The organism is Streptomyces sp. NPDC002911 (genome assembly GCF_053591835.1).
On record NZ_JBSFUO010000054.1, the window covers coordinates 1 to 18,032 of the forward strand.

The 18,032-nt window shown below is 72.8% G+C and carries 11 protein-coding genes and 2 pseudogenes; 5 read left to right on the forward strand and 8 right to left on the reverse strand.

Annotation, left to right across the window (positions count from 1 at the left end; genetic code table 11):
- Window positions 1-95: 95 nt before the first annotated feature.
- From ACWD04_RS32970 to ACWD04_RS32985, 4 genes and pseudogenes are all read right to left on the reverse strand, one after another.
- A pseudogene (locus ACWD04_RS32970) lies at window positions 96-707 on the reverse strand (PrsW family intramembrane metalloprotease); the annotation flags it as partial.
- Between the two features lie 70 nt (window positions 708-777).
- A complete protein-coding gene (gene trmB / locus ACWD04_RS32975; RefSeq protein WP_451137415.1) occupies window positions 778-1,701 on the reverse strand; it encodes a tRNA (guanosine(46)-N7)-methyltransferase TrmB in 924 nt (307 codons plus the stop codon).
- The gene (gene lhgO / locus ACWD04_RS32980) at window positions 1,694-2,950 is read right to left on the reverse strand and encodes an L-2-hydroxyglutarate oxidase (protein ID WP_451137424.1); all 1,257 of its coding nucleotides are present in this window, start codon (window positions 2,948-2,950) and stop codon (window positions 1,694-1,696) included. The genes trmB and lhgO overlap by 8 nt, the downstream gene beginning before the upstream one ends.
- A gap of 160 nt (window positions 2,951-3,110) precedes the next feature.
- Complete coding sequence (locus ACWD04_RS32985) at window positions 3,111-4,613, reverse strand: sporulation protein (RefSeq protein WP_451137416.1); 1,503 nt, start codon at window positions 4,611-4,613, stop codon at window positions 3,111-3,113.
- 939 nt (window positions 4,614-5,552) lie between these two features.
- Between ACWD04_RS32985 and ACWD04_RS32990 the strand changes: the two genes are divergently transcribed.
- Both ACWD04_RS32990 and ACWD04_RS32995 read left to right on the forward strand, forming a co-directional pair.
- Complete coding sequence (locus ACWD04_RS32990; RefSeq protein ID WP_451137417.1) at window positions 5,553-7,664, forward strand: asparagine synthase-related protein; 2,112 nt, start codon at window positions 5,553-5,555, stop codon at window positions 7,662-7,664.
- A 32-nt stretch (window positions 7,665-7,696) separates the two neighbouring features.
- Window positions 7,697-7,995, forward strand: a pseudogene (locus ACWD04_RS32995) (AfsR/SARP family transcriptional regulator); the annotation flags it as partial.
- Window positions 7,996-8,086: 91 nt separating this feature from the next.
- Here the strand turns inward: ACWD04_RS32995 and ACWD04_RS33000 are convergent.
- The 3 genes from ACWD04_RS33000 to ACWD04_RS33010 form a co-directional block, all read right to left on the reverse strand.
- Window positions 8,087-8,641 carry a hypothetical protein gene (locus tag ACWD04_RS33000; protein WP_451137418.1) on the reverse strand — a complete coding sequence of 185 codons (555 nt, stop codon included), beginning with the start codon at window positions 8,639-8,641 and terminating at the stop codon, window positions 8,087-8,089.
- A 252-nt stretch (window positions 8,642-8,893) separates the two neighbouring features.
- Window positions 8,894-10,852, reverse strand: coding sequence for a sigma-70 family RNA polymerase sigma factor (locus ACWD04_RS33005; protein WP_451137419.1), 1,959 nt, complete (start codon window positions 10,850-10,852; stop codon window positions 8,894-8,896).
- A gap of 253 nt (window positions 10,853-11,105) precedes the next feature.
- The gene (locus ACWD04_RS33010; protein ID WP_451137420.1) at window positions 11,106-11,903 is read right to left on the reverse strand and encodes a TetR/AcrR family transcriptional regulator; all 798 of its coding nucleotides are present in this window, start codon (window positions 11,901-11,903) and stop codon (window positions 11,106-11,108) included.
- A 333-nt stretch (window positions 11,904-12,236) separates the two neighbouring features.
- Here ACWD04_RS33010 and ACWD04_RS33015 point away from each other — a divergent pair, with 333 nt between their 5' ends.
- Both ACWD04_RS33015 and ACWD04_RS33020 read left to right on the forward strand, forming a co-directional pair.
- Window positions 12,237-13,676, forward strand: coding sequence for an NAD(P)/FAD-dependent oxidoreductase (locus ACWD04_RS33015; protein ID WP_451137421.1), 1,440 nt, complete (start codon window positions 12,237-12,239; stop codon window positions 13,674-13,676).
- 329 nt (window positions 13,677-14,005) lie between these two features.
- Window positions 14,006-15,670: an ATP-binding SpoIIE family protein phosphatase gene (locus tag ACWD04_RS33020; RefSeq protein ID WP_451137422.1), complete on the forward strand. Its 1,665-nt coding sequence runs from the start codon at window positions 14,006-14,008 to the stop codon at window positions 15,668-15,670.
- A 7-nt stretch (window positions 15,671-15,677) separates the two neighbouring features.
- Here ACWD04_RS33020 and ACWD04_RS33025 read toward each other — a convergent pair whose 3' ends face one another.
- Window positions 15,678-16,976, reverse strand: a complete 1,299-nt coding sequence (locus ACWD04_RS33025; RefSeq protein ID WP_451137425.1) for an MFS transporter — start codon at window positions 16,974-16,976, stop codon at window positions 15,678-15,680.
- Between the two features lie 140 nt (window positions 16,977-17,116).
- Here ACWD04_RS33025 and ACWD04_RS33030 point away from each other — a divergent pair, with 140 nt between their 5' ends.
- Window positions 17,117-17,674, forward strand: coding sequence for a MarR family winged helix-turn-helix transcriptional regulator (locus ACWD04_RS33030; protein ID WP_451137423.1), 558 nt, complete (start codon window positions 17,117-17,119; stop codon window positions 17,672-17,674).
- The last annotated feature ends 358 nt before the right edge of the window (window positions 17,675-18,032 follow it).

Genomic DNA, 18,032 nt, shown 5'->3' on the forward strand with positions numbered 1-18,032 from the left:
GACAGAACCCCTCAGCAAGGTTCATCGTCCCAGGTCAGGAAGGCACTTTCGCGTTTCCCCCCCCAAGCCAGGCGTACCCAAGTGAAACGGCGAGGATAGAGGATGTTCTCGGTGAAGGCGAAGCCGGTCGCGGTGAATCCGGCGACCACGATGCCGTCGACGATCCCGCTGAACTGCCGTCTGCGGAAGAGGAAGATCAGCAGGACCGCGACGGCCTTCGCGGTCTCCTCGACGACCGGCGCGACGACCGTGGCTCCGAGGGTGTCGGCGCTCGCCGGATCAGCGGTGGCCGTCGCTATCCACCGGGTCGCGAAGGAGTTGGCGATGATCGCCACGAGCGCGGCGGCGCACGCACCCCAGGAGAAGGCGAACAGCAGATTCCGCCAGGGGCCCGGCTCGACCCGGTCGAGCCACCGGAACGCCGCCATCAGCAGCGGCACGGGCAGCACGGCCAGGCCCAGCCCCACCAGGAAGCCCTCGGTCCCCGTCTGCTGGCGCACCAGGGCCAGGATCACGAGGCCGCAGAGCGCGAGCACCGTGATCACCGCACCGGCGCGGAACGCCTTGCTGCGCCAGACCATGCCGACGATGCGGGGCCGGTAACGCCACTGGCCTCGCTCCGGGACGGCCCCCAGGAACTCGTCGAGCCGCTGCTCCTCGAGAACCGGGACGGCCGGCTGCTGGTGCTGCACGGACCTCTCGGACACCCGACGACCCTAACGAGGGCCACTGACACCTGGCCACGCGGCGGGCAGCGGGCTGCCGGGCGGTGGCTGATCAGCGACGGGTGAAGAGCACGTCGTGCACGACGTGCCCCTTGTCCAGACCCTGGCCCTCGAAGCGGGTCAGTGGCCGGAACGCGGGCCGGGGCGCATAACCGCCGTCCGCCTGGGTGTTCTCGAACAGGGGGTGCGCCGTGAGGACTTCCAGCATCTGCTCCGCGTACGGCTCCCAGTCCGTCGCGCAGTGGACGACCGCGTCCGGCTTCAGCCGCTGCGCCACCAGGTCGAGGAACTGCGGCTGGATCAGCCGCCGCTTGTGGTGCCGCTTCTTGGGCCATGGGTCGGGGAAGTACACCCGGAGCCCGTCCAGGGCGGCCGGCTCCAGCATCTCGCGGAGCAGGATGATCGCGTCACCGTTGGCGACACGGACGTTGGACACCCCCGCCCGCTCCGCGAGACCCAGCAGATTGCCCTGGCCGGGGGTGTGCACATCGACGGCCAGGATTCCGGTGGCCGGGTCGTCGGCCGCCATCTGCGCCGTCGCCTCGCCCATACCGAAGCCGATCTCCAGGACCACCGGGAGGCCGTCGAAGAGCGTGGGGAGATCGAGGACGCTGCTGCCGTCGATGTCCAGGCCCCAGGTGGGCCACAGCCGCTGGAGGGCGTCCTCCTGGCCGGTGGTCACCCGGCTGCGGCGGGGCTGGAAGCTGCGGATCCGGCGCTCGTGGTGCGAACCCGCCGGGTCGGCGGCCGGGCCGCCGGGGAAGCGGGGCTCCTGGCGCAGCCTGCGGCGGCGCTCGAAGGAGGCGACGCGCCTCGTTGCCGCGTCATCCGCGTCCGCGGTGCCGGCCGGTGCGGCATCAGGGCCCGCGCCGGGCGCGGTCACCGGGGCGGGGCCGGGCGTCTCCGGGGCGGGGCCGGGCGCGGTCACCGGGGCGGGGCCGGGCGTCTCTGGGGTGGGGTTCACAGGCTCAGACACAATGACCCGATTCTACGGCGGGAGGGGTCCAGCCCGTCGCCCCCGCCCGCAGCAGGGCCCGTCGCGCCACCTCCCTCCCGATGGGCAGAGAAGCGGTGGCCGCGGGAGACGGGGCGTTCAGCACGTGCACGGTGTGCGGGGCGTCCCGGATCAGGAAGTCGTCGACCAGCGTGCCGTCCCGCAGGACCGCCTGGGCCCTGACCCCGGCGGGGGAGGGCCGCAGATCGGCCTCCGTCACCTCCGGCAGCAGCCGCTGGACGGCCCGGGTGAACGCGCTCTTCGACAGGGATCTGTGCACCTCGCCCGCCCCGTACCGCCAGTGCCGCCGGGCGATCCGCCACGCGCCGGGCCAGGCCAGGGTGGCGGCCAGCTCGCCGGGGTGGACGACCGTCCGGCCGTATCCCTCGCGGGCCAGGGCCGGCACGGCGTTCGGACCGACGTGGACCGTACCGTCGACGCCCCGGGTCAGATGCACCCCGAGGAAGGGGAATGCGGGGTCCGGCACCGGATAGACCAGCCCGCGCACCAGCTCCGGCCTGGCCAGCTCGTAGTACTCCCCGCGGAAGGGCACGATGCGCGCCCCCGGGTCGTCGCCCGCGAGCCGCGCCACCCGGTCGCTGTGCAGCCCCGCGCAGTTGACCAGCACACGGGCCCTGACCACCTGGCCGTCGGCCGTGCGGACCGCGACACCCCACGGGCGCCGGTCGACGGCGACGACCTCCGCGCCGTAACGGATCTGCCCGCCCGAGGCACACACCTCGGTGGCGAAACGGACGGCCACCGCGGTGAAGTCGCACACCCCCGTCGTCCCGACCTGGATCGCCGCGAGGCCACGCACCCGCGGTTCGTACTCCGCGATCTGGGCGGGGCCGAGCTCCCGGACCGGCAGGCCGTGCGCCCGGCCGCGCTGCACCAGGGCGTGCAGCCGGGGCAGCTCGTCGCTGCCGGTCGCGACGATCAGCTTGCCCGTCACCGCGTGAGGGATGCCGTGCTCCGCGCAGAAATCCACCAGCTCGGCGGCGCCCCGCACCGCGTAGCGCGCCTTGAGGGAGCCCGGCGGGTAGTAGATGCCGCTGTGGATCACCCCGCTGTTGCGCCCGGTCTGATGCCGGGCAGGGCCCCACTCCTTCTCCAGCACCGTGACCCGGGTGCCGGGTGCGGTGCGCGTGACCGCGTACGCGGTCGACAGACCGACGATTCCGCCACCGATCACCAGCACATCGCAGTCGTACGCCGCGTGCGTCATCACCACGCCACCTCCCACCCCGATAGTGCACTGACCCACTGACAACGGGCTCAAACCAGGGAGAGCGTGTGCGTGGCGGGACGCTTCACTCCCGGATCCTCCGAAATCGGGGCGTACCGGTTGGCTTTCCCCGGGTCGGGCCCGCGCAGTCCCGCCGTTCGGGTCAGGCCGGGGCGACGAGGAGCGGACGCGCTCGTTCCCTCAGCTCGGCCACGCGGGGCTCGTCCCCGTACGGCTCCAGGCGGTGCAGCAGATCGCGTACGTACTCGTTGGTGCGCGCCGAGGAGATGCGGCCCGCCACCTCCACCGCCCGCGTCCCCGCCGCGCAGGCCGCGTCGAGGTTGCCCGACTCCAGCTCGGCGACCGCGGACACGACGAGCCGCAGCCCGTGGGAGCGGACGAACTCCTCGGTGGGCTTCGACAGGGCCTGCTCGGTGAAGCGCCGCACCTGGCGGGGCGCCTTGAGGTCGCGGTAGCACTCGGCGGCGTCGGCGGCGAACCTGTCGTACGAGTAGAAACCGAGCCACGCCGGGTCGGAGTCACCGGTCCGTGAGCGCTCCAGCCAGCTCTCCGCGGCCCTGAGAGCGGCCCCGGCGGCAGGTGCGTCGCCGGCCTTGGCATGGGCGCGCGCCTCCACGAGCCGGAAGAAGCTCATGGTCCGTGCGGTGGCGAGCCCGCGATTACGTTCGACCGCGGCCTGCGCCAGGTCCACACCCTCGTCGGCGAAGCCCCGGTAGGTCGCCTGCAGCGACATCGATGCCAGGACATAGCCGCCCAGCGGTACGTCGGCGGCGGCCCGGGCCAGGCGCAGCGCCTGGATGTAGTAGCGCTGGGCGGCCTCCTGCTGGCCGGTGTCGAAGGCCATCCACCCGGCGAGCCTGGTCAGCTCGGCGGAGGCGCCGAAGAGCGCCCGGCCCACCTCGTCGCTGTACGAGCCCAGCAGAAGCGGTGCGGCGTCGACCCGTAAGCACTCCGGGACCATGGAGGAACGCCAGTCGCCGCCGCCGTACTTGGAGTCCCACCGGCGTGCGTCCTGGGCGGCCTCGCGCAGCTTGGCCACGTCGTTGTGCCCGACGCGCGGCAGCGGCCCGTCAACCGCGCCCGCGGTGTCCGGGCCGGGCTGGACGGGCACACCGCCCTGCGCCCCGGGTGCGCCCTCCGTGCCGAGCATCGCGGTCCGGGCGGCCGTCGGGTCCCGCGCGACCGACGGATCGGCCGGGGTTATGAGCCAGCGGGACGCGGGGGTCGCATAGGCGCTCACCGCGAAGGAACCCGCCAGCGACTGCCAGATCCCACCGCCGCCCCGGCGGCCCGCCAGATCCAGCCGGTAGAGATCCGTCGCCGACCGGACCGCCTCGCCCACGTCGCGGGGGAAGGCCAGACCGACCTCCGGCGCCGGATCGGCGTCGGCGAGCCCGATCTCGTGCAGCGGGACGGGGCGGCCGAGTTTGGCCCCTATCGCCGCCGCGATGAGATGGGGCGCCGCCCCCTGGGGCACCATGCCCTTGGCGACCCACCGGGCCACCGACGTCTTGTCGTAACGGAGTGTCAGTCCGCGCTGCGCTCCGAGGTCGTTGACCCGCCGGGCGAGCCCGGCGTTGCTGATTCCCGCGAGGGCGAGAACCGTGCCGAGCTTCTCGTTCGGCCCGCGTTGCTCCCTGGACATGCGTCACCCCTCGACACACAGACGGCCGCCGCGTCACCGTCAGGCGCGCGGCATTCGTACCGTGTTCTCCCCAGGTACGGTCCCAGGCACTCCGGCTGCACACGCATTTGGCTGAGCCCCGTGGAATATGCCGCCCTGCTGAGAACATCGGTACACCCAGCGTAGTTCGCCGCATCCCCACCGTTAAGGGGCAGACCTCCGTATGGCGGGAATGGTGTCCGTGCGATGCGGGGCGTGCGCACCGTGCTCCGGACGTGTGGCCGTGCGCCCGGCCGTGCGCTCTGGTCCGGCCTGTGTGCAAGCGCTTCGATGGGTCCTGCGTGGGTCGGCCCGCTGAACTGGACTCAGCGGGCTGGGGGAGACCGCCGCCCCAATCCCCGCGGGCGGCGAACCGGTCCGGGAGGTGGCGAACACCTCCCGGACTGTGCGCCGCACGGGCGGGGTTCGGAGAAGGCGGTGTGCGGGCCGGCGCACCGGGGGGATGCGCCGGCCCGCACGTCGCCGCACTTCGGCGGGCCCTTCCACAGGGCCGCCGAGGGCCTGCGGCTGGGGCGCCCGCGCCCCGGGAAGGGCCGCCTGAGAGTGCCTTCGGCGGGCCTCCGCAGGCGAAACGCGCGGTTCCGCCGCGATCGGAGAATGGCCGAATAGCGCCGGTCGAGGCAGGCGTCGGGAAGCCGTCCGGCTATGGCCGGATTACGTCGGTTCCGCGGCCCGCCCGAGGCAGGGCCGATTTCCGGGGGTCGGCGCCCGCAACTCCCGGAATAACCAGTTCCGTTGCGGAGGTCCCGTCGAGCCGTGGTCAGGCTTTGCCAGGGGCGCATGCGCATCCGGTGTGCGCCGCCCGTGCCCCTCTTGGGCGTCGTTGTCGTGGCAGCATGTCCCGCAACGGCGTCCCCGTGTCCTGGAGCGCCGGTTCGTCCACAGCCCGTGGAGGCGGCGATGCGTTGGTTGGTGGGGTGGAGCAGTATCGCCGCGAGCTTCGGCACCGTGGGCGCTGTCGGCCACCACGGGGAGGGGCGCACCGTTCATCCGGTGGGTTCCCAACTCCTGTGGGGGGACCCGGATCCGCTCTGGGCCGTGGGCGACTGGCGCCCCGACGAGATCCGCATCATCACGGTCGCGACCCCCGAGGGAGCGCCCACCGCCCGCCTCGCCGTCCTCGGCTGCTGCGGGGCCACCGACGAACAGCTCCGCGTCGGGCTGCTGGCCGCCCGCGGCGGAGCGCTGCGCCATCTCACCGCCTGGCCCGGCAGTTACACGGCCGTCGTACAGATCGGCCGCCGCATCACCGTGGCCGGAGACCTCGCCGGAGCCCGCCCCGTCTTCCACACGCCCTGGGCCAATGGCACCGCGTACGCCACCGCCGCCCTCCCGCTCGCCGACCTCATCGAGGCGCAGCTGGACATCGGCCACCTCGCCGCGCTGCTGGCCTGCCCCGAGACCCCGGAGGCGCTGGGCGACGGCACGCCGTACGCGGGGGTGAAGCGGATCCCGCCCGGGCACGCGTTGATCCTGCGGGAGGGCTCCCGCGAGATCACGGGGTACGAGGCGGTGGCCTCCCTCGCCGTGGCGGCCGCCCAGACCGACCCGGTGAGCGCCGTGGAGGGCGTACGGGACGCGCTCGTGGAAGCCGTACGCGCACGGCTCACGGCGCCACGCCACGCCCCGGAGACCCTGCGCCCCGACCCAGGGCCCGTCCCTGGCATGGGGCCCGCCGATCGCCGCGCGGCCCGAGGGGCGCCCGTGCCCGGCATCGGCGCCGACCTCTCCGGCGGCAGTGCCTCCGCCACGCTCGCCCTGCTGGCCTCGGGACTGCCCGGGCTGCCGGGGACCGTGCTGGGCCATGGCACGGGGGCGGGCGAACGGCTCCTCGCCGTCACGTTCAACGACCTGTCCACGCAGGGCCGCGAGGACGAGCTGGAGCGCGCCCGGATCATCGCCGCCAACCCCCGCCTGCACCATGTGGTCGTGGCGGCGGGCGAGGAGGCCCTTCCGTACGCGTCGCTGGAGAGCGGCCCGCTCACCGACGAACCCGCCCCCTCTCTCGTCGTCGCCGAACGCCACCGCCGCCGGCTGGCCGCGGGCAGCGCGGACCACTTCGTCGGGCACGGCGCCCGTCAGGTCCTGGACGCGCACCCCGCGCGGCTGGCCGACCTCCTCATGGACCGGCGCAGACGCCATCTCCTGCGGCCCGTCGCCGCGCTCGCCAGGGCCGAAGGCCCCTCGGCACATTCCCTGTTCGTCCCGCTGACCGTCTACCGGGCCGCCCGCAGGCTGGCCCGTACGTCGTACCGCACCGGGCTCGAAACGGCCGCGTCCCTGCTGCCCGACGCCAATCGTGACGCTCCCGGCCTCGACACCCCGGCCGACGCCTCGCTCGCCTCCCTCACCTGGTCCCGGCCCGGACCGGCCGCGCGCTGGCTCACCGGGGAGGCACTCGCGGAAGTATCGGTCCGCCTCCAGGAGGCGGCGATCCGGCCCGCCTCGGTCCAGCGCCCGGGGGAGGCCAGGGCCCGTGCGGCACTGGCCCGGCACGCGGCCGACCAGCGGATCCTGGAACAGGCCGCGGAGATCCGCAGCCAGCGTCTGCACGCCCCCTACCTCGACAACCAGGTCGTACGGGCAGCCCGCGCCCTCCCGGAATCGCTACGGGTCCAACCGGGCGCCCGGGCCGCGATCCTGCGCCGGGTCCTCGCGGGCGCCGGTATCCACGACCTGCCGCCCGGCTGGGGCACTCCGTCACAGGCCACCTCGACCGCTGCCGGACGCATCGGCCTGCGTACCGCCCTTCCGGAACTGATCGCCCTCTTCGACGCCCCACTGCTCGCCGACGCGGGCCTGATCGAGGCCCGCGTCGTACGCAAGGCGCTGCGCGCCGCCTCCGAGGGCGAGCCCCTGCCTCTGGACGGCCTGGCCGAGCTGGCGTCCACGGAGCTCTGGCTCCGCCGCCTGGTCACGCGCCGGGGCACCTGCTGGACGGGCACGGCTGCACCGCGGCAGCGAGCGGTGGCCGGCGGCGTCGTCCCGGCCCGCCGCACCCTGCAGTCGTAGAGCCTCTCGGCCCGCCGGGACGCAATGGCCACGTGCGGTACCTGATCCTGGGCGTCACGGAGGCGCGAGACGAGCACGGCGAGGTGCTGCCCGTCGGCGGCACGCGGCTGCGCACCCTGCTCGCGGCCCTCGCCCTGCGCGCGGGCCGCCCCGCGCCCGTCGCCACGCTCATCGAGGACTTACGGGCCGACGATCCCCCGCAGGACGCTCCCACCGCCCTCCAGGCCCTCGTCGGCCGCCTGCGGCGCGCCCTCGGCCGTGAGGCGGTCGACGGCACCCCGGGCGGCTCCGGCTCACCGCCGGGCCCGACGACATCGACCTGTACGTCTTCGGCGGTCGTCGCCCATACCAGGGCGTACGGCGGTGACTGGGAGTACGGCGTCGCTCTGATGGCCCGGTACCCACATGTTGATCGACGCCCCTCAGGGCATGGACGGCATCGACGAGGACATCGCCGAGCTGCGCGGGCTGAGCCGACGCGTCGGCGACCGCTTTCTGCGCGCCCAGGTGGCGAGTGCCGTCGCCGAGGCGGGGATGGGCCGCCGGGGAGGTACGAGGAGTCGCGCGCGGCCTACCAGGAGGCGCTGGAGCTCGTTCGGGAGGTCGGCGCCCACGCGGAGACGCCTTTCCTGCTCGCCCGTCTCGCCGAACTCTCCTACGGCGCCGGGGACCTGGACGAGGCGATGAAGAGCCTGGACACGGCGGAGGCGGACGCGGAGCGCCGGCATGTGCTGGACGCCCGGGCGTATGTGGACTTCCTGCGGGCCTCGATCGCACTGACGGTGGGCGACATCCCGCAGGCGCGCCGGTACGCCGACGCGGCGGTCGGCGGCCAGCCGTACGGCACCCGGCCGCCGCAGTTCACGGCAGCCGTCCTGGAGGTCTCCGCGCGCATCCAGGTGTACGAACCGTCCGGCGGGCCTGCCGAGGGGCTGCGCGGGGTGACGTCCGGATGCGCGGCCGGCTTCACCGCCCATCTGGCAGAGGCGGCCGGGACCGTCCTGGTGGGCCTGGGCCAGTTCGCGGGGTCGGCCCGGCTCCTCGCGGCGGTCGGGGCCTGGCGGGCGAGCCCTCCCCGCTCGGCCGATGGAGAAGGCCGAGGTGGCGGCGGCGGTGGAGCGGCTCCGCGCAGAGCTCGGGCCCCCGGCGGTACGAGGAGGAGAGCGCCCTGGAGTCCGGTCCGGCCCCGGACGACGTTCTCGGCCTCCTGGCCGATGTCGCCGAGGAGCTCAGCGACAGCTGATGCGCGCTTGGGCCCAGTCGGCCAGTGCGACCCCGCCGATGCGTCCCGACGGCTCCACGACCAGCCGGATCGTCTCCCGGCCCTCGATGCCGACACTCACCGGTACGGCGGGCTCACCGCCCCGCAGCACGGGCGACTGCCACAGCCGCGCCCCGTCACCTTCGTACACGGAGAAACGCACGGCGCCGAGCCCCATCGTCAGGTCGTCGACCCCGACCACGGCGTCGTAGCGGGTGCACGCCCGGTTGAGCTGGACGGTGACCGACGAACGGGAGTGGACGGTCACACCGTGGGCGTACGTCGCGGAGGCGATCGACAGCCCCTGGCGTTGCCAGACCACGCCGTCGCTCCGGCCGAGCAGGATCTCGGGGCCGATGTGATCACCGGTGGCTGAGTAGCCCAGCTCGTTGACCTGGTAGACCGCCGGCGCGGGTGGCGGCGGCTCCGACGGGGCCGGTGGCGGTGGCTCCGTCGGGCCGGCAGGCGGTGGGGTCGGCGTCGGGGTGGGAGTCGGCGTCGGTGCCGGCCCCTTCGGAGGGGGCGGCGTCGGGGCCGGAGTCGGCGTGGGCGAAGGCGTCGGGGTCGGCCCCGGGGCGGGCGGTGCATCGAGTGCGGGTGAGGCGGGCGGGGGCGGCGGTTGCGGGCCCGGTATCGGCTCCGGTGGGGGCGTGGGGGCGGCGGGAGCCGCGGCCGGCGGCTTGGCCACCGGCTTCCGCTCCGGCGCGGGGCGGTCATCGCCGACCACCCATACGAGTCCGGCTGCCGCCAGGGCCACCGCGGCGGCGATCCCGGCCTTCAGCGGAGCGCCGATCCTTTCAGGCACGGCCGCCCCGCCTGCCGCGCCTCCTCCGGCGGAGGTACTGCCCGTGGCCGCCGCGGCGGCACCGGCACCGGCTGCCCCCGCCGCGCCACCCGCCACGACGCCGGCCGCCTTGACCGCGTAGCCCGCGGCGAACCAGCCGATGACGGCGACCGGAAGGAGGGCCGGGATCCCGGCATTCACGCGGTCCAGCTCACCGGCGGCGACCCGGCACTTCGCACACTCGTCCAGATGCTTGCGCAGCCCGCGCTCCGCCCGGGTCCGCAGGCCGTTCCGGGCATGGGCGCCGAGCCGGTCGGCGTACTGCGCGCAGTCGCCGCCCGCCGTCAGCGACTCGCTCACATGGGCTTGCAGATAGGCCTGCTTGAGCCCTTCGCGGGCCCTGACGGCCAGCGCCGCCGTGGCATTGGCCGATAGGCCGAACAGCGGGGCGACCTCGCTCGGCGACTCCTCCTCGACGGTGGTGTGCCACAGCACGGCCTGCCAGCGTTCCGGAAGGCTGCGGAACGCCCGCATGGCCATCGACCGGTCCGCCTCGTGCATGGCCAGCACGTCGGCGCCGAGATCGAGGGTGTCGGTTTCCGACAGCTCGGCGGTGCGGGTGGCTCGCGCGGCGAACACCGCGAAGTCGTCGACCAGATGTTCACGCTTCGCGCTCTTGGTCCACGCTGCGGCAACATGCCGGACCGCCGTCATGAGGTAGGCCCGGACGGCTTCCTCCGGCCCCTTCCCGCCGCGCACGGCCTGCAGCGTCCGGGCGAACACCTCGGCCGTCAGGTCGTCGGCGGTGTGCGTGTCCCGGCAGCAGGTGCGGGCATAGCGGCGCACCGCGCCCGCGTGGCGCCGGAAGAGCTCCTCGTACGCCTGGTCGTCGCCCGCGCGCATGCCCTGGATCAACTGCGCGTCGGAGGGGCGGAGACCGGTGGACCCCGTGCGTCCCTCGCGCTGCTGGGGGACCGCGTGCACGGTAAGGGTCTCCGCGCCGGGCTCCGGCCTGATGGCTTCGCCGGCGGGTGCCGACGGCCAGGGACCGGGCAGCACGGTCCCGCCCTCGTCGGCCCTGCCGCCCTGGCCCGTAGCAGCGATAGCGTCGGTCGGCTCTTCCTGCTGCGCGTCACCACTCATCGCGGAAGCCCCCGTATGCACCCTCGGACCCGAATACCGGGGCAAGAGTGCCACAGAGCAACGCCGCGACGAATCCGGGGCGGAGCAACCACTCGTCCGGGGTGTCTTCCGTACCCGAGGGGCGTGACAGCACCCCGACGGGGAAGGGAGTAACGGTCTCCGGCCGCACGGGAGTTCCGGTCGACGGGCCGCGCCGCACCCCACCGTGCGGCGCATCTACGCGGTGGCCGCTCGGCGCGCTCCGCCGCGGTGACTACGCAGGGCGGGAGCGGAGGCCCTCCAGCAGGATGTCCAACAGCCGGGCCGAAGCTGCGGCCTGATGCGCGGGATCCGGCAGAGCCGGTGCCGCGGTGGCGATGACCAGCAGCACATCGGCCACCGTCACATCACCGCGCAGCTCACCCGACTGACGGGCCCGGTCCACCAGGCTGCCCACGACCTCGAGCAGCTCGACCGCCCCCGGATCGTCGTCGAGCCCGCCGTCGCCGGCGGGGTGCCGGCCGACCACCCTGAGCCCTAACGGTTCCACTGCCTGCCGCTGATGCGGAACGCGTGTCTCGCCGTCGGCGGCGCCAGGGCCCGATGCCGGGTCCTGCTCGGCTCCGACGCGCAGCACCTGCGGCGGCAGCAGCCGCCCTGCGCCCGATGCCACCGAGGTCCGCAGGAAACGGGAGAGCGCCGACCACGGCTCGTCCTCCTGGCCGAGGGCCGAGCGCGCCTGATCGGTCAGCCGCGCAATCTCCTCCTCGGCTATCCGGCGCACCAGCACGTCCTTGCTCGGGAAACGCCGGTAGACCGTACCGACGCCGACCCGTGCGCGGCGTGCCACGTCCTCCATCGGCGCGCCGTAACCCAGCTCGCCGAACACCTCACGCGCGGCACGCAGGACGTGTTCGAGATTGCGCTGTGCGTCCACGCGGAGCGGTGCGGAGCGCGCCGCGCTGCCCGTCGCTGCCGCGACCGTCCCGACCGCTCCCACAGAGCTCAGCCGCCCATGGCCGTCGGCAGAAGAGGCGACAGCGCTCGGTCCGTGCAAATCCTGAGTGTGCATAACTTCCCCCGGTTATGACGTCTCCCCCCGGAGACTTCCCCGCCGTGTCAGCCGGTGTGTGGACCTCGGTCCGAATCCGACACCCCGACGGGATACGAACATAGTTGAGCCCGGGTCAATTCAGAAGGGGGTAGTTCCGCACGGCGCGCCCCCCGATCGGAGCAAGGACCGGTTGCACCCTGGTCCGACCCCCGCGGGCCGGCCCTCCCGGCGTACCTGACCTGCACAGCTGCGAGAACTGGAGAGGGCTGCGGCCCGCCGTGTGACCGAAGACTTCCGGTCACACAATTTGCCGGGGCTGTGGACAAACACCGGACTCCGTTGCGTCATGGGATGGTGAAGGCACCAGATTCCCCAGGGGGACCCCTCGGCACCCGGCCAAGTGTGCGCATTCTCGTCGTCGGCGGCGGCTACGTCGGGATGTACACCGCGCTGCGTCTCCAGCGGAAGCTGCGGCAGAGACTGAGAAGCGGCGAGGCCGAGATCGTGGTGGTCACGCCCGAGCCGTACATGACGTACCAGCCGTTCCTGCCCGAGGCGGCCGCCGGTTCCATCTCGCCGCGTCATGTCGTCGTCCCCCTGCGCCGGGTCCTGAAGGACTGCACGATCGTCATCGGTGAGGCGGAGCGCGTCGACCACGCCAAGCGCACCGTGACGGTCACGACGCTCGCCACGGGCGAGGACGGCACCGGCGCCCTCGAGATCCCGTACGACGAGATCGTCCTGGCGCCCGGATCCGTGTCGCGCACCCTGCCGGTCCCCGGGCTCGCCGACGTCGGCATCGGTTTCAAGACGGTCGAGGAAGCCATCGGCCTCCGCAATCACGTCATCGAGCAGATGGACATCGCGTCCGCCACCCGGGACCCCGCCATTCGCGACGCGGCCCTCACCTTCGTCTTCGTCGGCGGCGGATACGCGGGCGTGGAGGCGCTCGCGGAGCTCGAGGACATGGCCCGCTACACCTCGCGGTACTACCACAACATCAAGCCCGCGGACCTGAGGTGGATCCTGGTCGAGGCGACCGGGCGCATCCTGCCCGAGGTCGGCGAGGCGATGGGCAGGTACGCCGTCCGGGAACTGCGGGGCCGCAACATCGACGTACGGCTCGACACCCGGCTGGACAGCTGTGCGGGGCGGGTCGCCGTGCTCAGCGACGGCTCGCGCTTCCCGACCCGCACCCTCGTGTGGACCGCGGGCGTCAAACCCGCACCGATCCTCGCGGCCACGGACCTTCCCCTCACGGAGCGCGGCCGGATCCGCTGCACCGCCGCACTCGCGGTCGAGGGCGCCGAGCACGCCTGGGCCGCCGGTGACGCGGCGGCCGTTCCGGACCTCACCGGGTCGGAGCCGGGCACGGAGACCGCGCCGAACGCCCAGCACGCGGTGCGGCAGGCCAAGGTCCTCGCGGACAACATCCTGGCCACGCTCACCGGCCGGCCGGCCGAGGACTACCGGCACTCCTACGCCGGATCCGTCGCCTCGCTCGGCCTGCACAAAGGTGTGGCGCACGTCTACGGGCGCAAGATCAAGGGGTACCCGGCCTGGCTGATGCACCGTGTCTATCACCTCAGCCGCGTACCCACGTTCAACCGGAAGGCGCGTGTCCTTGCCGAGTGGACCCTGGCCGGGCTCTTCAAACGGGAGATCGTCTCCCTCGGCTCGCTCGAACATCCGCGCGCAGAATTCGCTCTCGCCGCCCGTGGACACGCCCCCCCGGGCCCTCCCGGCGACACTCCGCCGAAGGACGGACGGCCACCGGACACGTCCGGCTGACCCGCGGTTCCCCGCTGGCCGGCACGCCCCGGGACCGACCGGAGTTCAGCCGACGGACCGACTGCCGTACGGCAACTGTCAGTACGGTCGGTCACAATGGGCGTGTGACCATAGGTGGGCTCACACCTGCGCAGAGTTACCCGGCAAGCCGTCACCTAAAGTGACCACCAGCGACGATCAACAGCACCGGGAGGGCCGGCCGCGCGTTTCCGGAAGCCCGGCCCGGCACCCCGGCCCAGCAGGAGAACCGGCCGGGTACCGGCCACAGGACCAGCAGAAGAAGCAGCTCGCCCGAGCGGACCAGACCGACACACGAGGCCAGAAATTCCGTGAACTTCACGCGCTGGAGCGCCCGCCTTCCCGGAACGCAGCGCCGAGCCGCCGCGCGGGACGACCACAGTTCCGTACCCGCCGCCCGCGCCGAGTCCGTACGGCCGAATGCCGCGGAGACGCCACCGGACGACACCTCGGAACCCTCCGCCCCCAGCCCCTCGCTGGAGGCCCTGTCGGCCCGCGAGCTCCTCGGCCGGCTCCCCGCACCCGTCGCGCTGCTCCACGGGCCCGAGCACCGCATCACCTATGTCAACACCGCCTACACGTCGGCCTTCGGCCCACGCCCCTGCGGCGAACCCGCGGCCGAAGCCATGCCCGAGCTCGACGAGCTCAGCCTGCTGCCCCTCATGGACCAGGTCCTGCGCAGCGGAACCCCCCGTACGGTCAAGTCCCGCAAGGTCCTGGCCGGCAGTTCGTACACGGTGACCTGCACCCCCGTGGCGGCCGGCGACCCGGACGGACCTGACGGGGAAGCGGGAGTCCTCGTCTACGCCACCGATGTCACCGACCACGCCGAGGCCGCGGAGCGGCTCCGCGCCAGCGAACGGCGCCACCGCGAAACGGCCGTCACCCTCCAGCGCTCCCTGCTCCCGCAGGACCTCGAACAGCCCGACGACCTGCGCATCGCTGCCACGTACCAGCCGGGCGGCACGGACGCGGCCGTCGGCGGCGACTGGTACGACGTGATCACCCTGGGCGCCGGCCGGACCGCGCTCGTCATCGGCGACGTGATGGGGCGCGGCGTGCGGGCCGCCGCCGTCATGGGCCAGCTGCGCACGGCCGTCCGCGCCTACGCCCGCCTCGACCTGCCGCCGCACGAGGTGCTCCAGCTCCTCGACATACTCGCCGCGGAGATCGACGCCAGCCAGATCGCCACCTGCGCCTACGCCGTCCACGACCCCAACGAGGGGCACCTCGTCTACGCCTCCGCCGGGCACCTCCCCATCCTCGTCTGCGACGAGGACGGCACGGTCCACCGCGCCGAGGACCCGACCGGCCCGCCGCTCGGCACGGGTGGATGGATCCACACCTCGGGGACGATCGCCCTGCCGCCCGGCTCCACGGCCGTGCTCTACACGGACGGCCTGGTCGAACGCCGCAGCGAAGACATCGACGAGGGCGTGGCCTCCCTGGAGCGCGCCCTGTCCGGTGCCAAGGGTTCGCCCCAGGTGGTCTGCGACCGGCTCATCCGCTCCCTGGGCGTCACCGCGGAGCACGACGACGACGTGGCGGTCCTCGTGGTCCAGCACCCCGCCCGGACGGGGACGACCGCGGAGCTCTTCCACAACGCCTCGCTCGACCTGCTCGGGGGCGTCGAGGCCGCTCCCCGGGCCCGTGCCTTCGCCACGGGCGTCCTGACGTCCTGGCGCTTTCCCGTGGAGCTCTGCGACCTGGGTGTCCTCGCCGCGAGCGAACTCGTCGCGAACTCGCTCCAGCACGGAACCCCGCCCATGCGCCTCGGTCTGCGCCGGACCGACCGCCGCCTGATCATCGAGGTGACCGACGGGGACGACCACCTGCCCCGCCGTCGCCGTGCCGAACCCGCCGACGAGGCGGGACGCGGCATCTCCATCGTCGCGTCCGTCGCCACGTCCTGGGGCAGTCGCCGCACCCCCGACGGCGGCAAGGCGGTCTGGTGCGAATTCGCGCTCCCCGGCTGATCCCTTCTCAGCGCACGGCGGTGGGCGCGGCGGCCGGTTCGCTCTCCGGCAGCGACACGGCGACCACCCGGGACGGCACCGCGGTGAGTGACGGCTTGTCCTGCACGGGAGTGAGCTGACGGCCCAGCTTGAGCGCCAGCACGGTGATGCCCAGCGAGAACAGCACGAAGGTCACGATGTACGGCCCGTGCAGCGACGCCCCCATGGGCCCGCCCACGGCAGGCCCGACGGCAAGGGCCAGCTGTTTCACCAGGGCGAACGCCGAGTTGTACTGACCGACCATGGCCTCCGGCGCCAGATCGGCGACGAGGGGCGCAACCGTCGGGGACAGCATCGACTCACCCAGCCCGAACAGGGCGTACGTCGAGATCATCGCGGCCGTCGCCATGGTCTGGCTGCCGTGCCCGAGACCCGCGTACCCCGCCACGATCCAGGCGAAGGCCCAGATCAGACCGACCCACGCGATGACCCGGCTGCGCCGCCTCCGCTCCACGAGACGGAGCACGACGAACTGGGCGAGGACGATGACCGCCGTGTTGGCCGCCAGCGCGATACCCAGGGTGGACGGATCGATTCCGGCGGCCTCGGTGCCGTAGGCGGCCAGGCCGGACTCGAACTGTCCGTAGCAGGCGAAGAAGATCACGAAGCCCAGCACACACAGCTGCATCATGGCCTTGTGCGAGAGCAGCACCCGCAGTCCGGGCTTGGACGCCGTGGCGTCGGCGGGCACCGCACCCGTGAGGGAGGGGCCGCGCGGCATACGCACCGTGGCCGTGACCACGCCGAGCACCACGAACATCGCCGCCTCGATGAGGAACAGCAGGGTGAAGCTCGACGGACGGCCGACGTCCACCAGCTGCCCGCCGACCAGGCCGCCGATGCCGAGCCCGAGATTCTGCAGGAAGAACTGCATGGCGAAGGCGCGGGTACGGGTCGCCGCGCTCGAGGACCACACCAGCATCGTGGCGAGAGCCGGCTGCATGACGGCGGTGCCGGCGCCGAGGACCGCCGCGGAGAGCACGGCGGACGTCACGCCGTTCGAGAGACCCAGGGCGCAGGCGCCCACGGCCGCCGCGACTGCGGCGACGATCAGCACGGGCAGGGGGCCGCGCCGGTCGATGACACGGCCCGTGAACGGCAGCACGGCCAGCGCCGCCACGGCGAAGACGGCCAGCACGACACCTGCCGTACCGGCACCCAGATCCCGTACCTGTGCCACGTAGACGTACAGATACGGGACGGTGAATCCGAGGCCGAACGCGCTCAGCGCACTCCCTAGCTGGATCCGCCGCAGCGCTGCGCCCATCTCCCTGGTCACACTCACTACCTCAAGACATGAAGAACTTCGAGAACAGGAACCAGAAGACTTTAGCACTAAAGTTAGATGTTGAAGTCTTCACGTCGAAGGACTTCGAAGGTGACGAAGGGCGTGCGATACTGCCCGCCATGTCTGACACCACCGAGCAGCCCGGGCTCCAGGAGCCGAGCCTCGACGAGCAGATCGCGGCCTACCAGCGCGAATTCCGGGACCTCGATCCCCAGGTCGAGCAGATCGTCTCCGCGCTGGGCCGGCTGAACCGCCGGATGAACGTCGCCTACGGCAGGCAGGTCGCGGCCCTCGGCATCAGCAACGCCGAGTGGGAGGTCCTGAAGACACTGGTCCTGTCCGGCGCCCCGTACCGGCTGGGCCCGGGCGAGCTCGCCAAGCGCCTCGGGCTCACTCCCGCGGCGATGACCCACCGCATCGACCGCATGGCCGGCGAAGGCCTGGTCACCCGGGACAGGGACGAGAACAACAGGGTGCGCGTCATCGTGGAACTGACCGACGAGGGCCGTACGAAGTGGCTCGAGGCGATGCGGATGGCCACCACCTTCGAGGAGGACCTGCTCCAGGACCTCTCGGGCGAGGAGCGCGGAGCGCTGGGCGAGAGCCTGATCCGTCTCCTGCGCCGGGTGGAACACGAGCAGCCGGACGCAGGCGGCCGGCTCACCGACCTGGACTGAGCGAAGGCCAGAAGGCGGGGTGTGGGGTGGGGTTGACACACCTGCCTCGGATCCGTAAGGTTCTTCGAGTTGTCACGGAGCCGGTACGGTTCGGCGGCAACCGATCCCGCCGCTCATGCGGCAACCAAACTCACCACGATCTCCCACCGTGGAGAATTTCGGTATGCCCGGAATTCAATTCGCAGGCTCGATTATGAGTCGCCGGGAGAATCCGCTAGAGTTTGAGCGTCGGAACGGCCCAACAGCCCGGAAGACGAAGCCCGCTGACTGGGAATCAGGCCCGAAAGGATCTGATAGAGTCGGACTCGCCGGAAAGGGAAACGCGAAAGCGAAGAACTGGAAAGCGAAACAGCAGGAA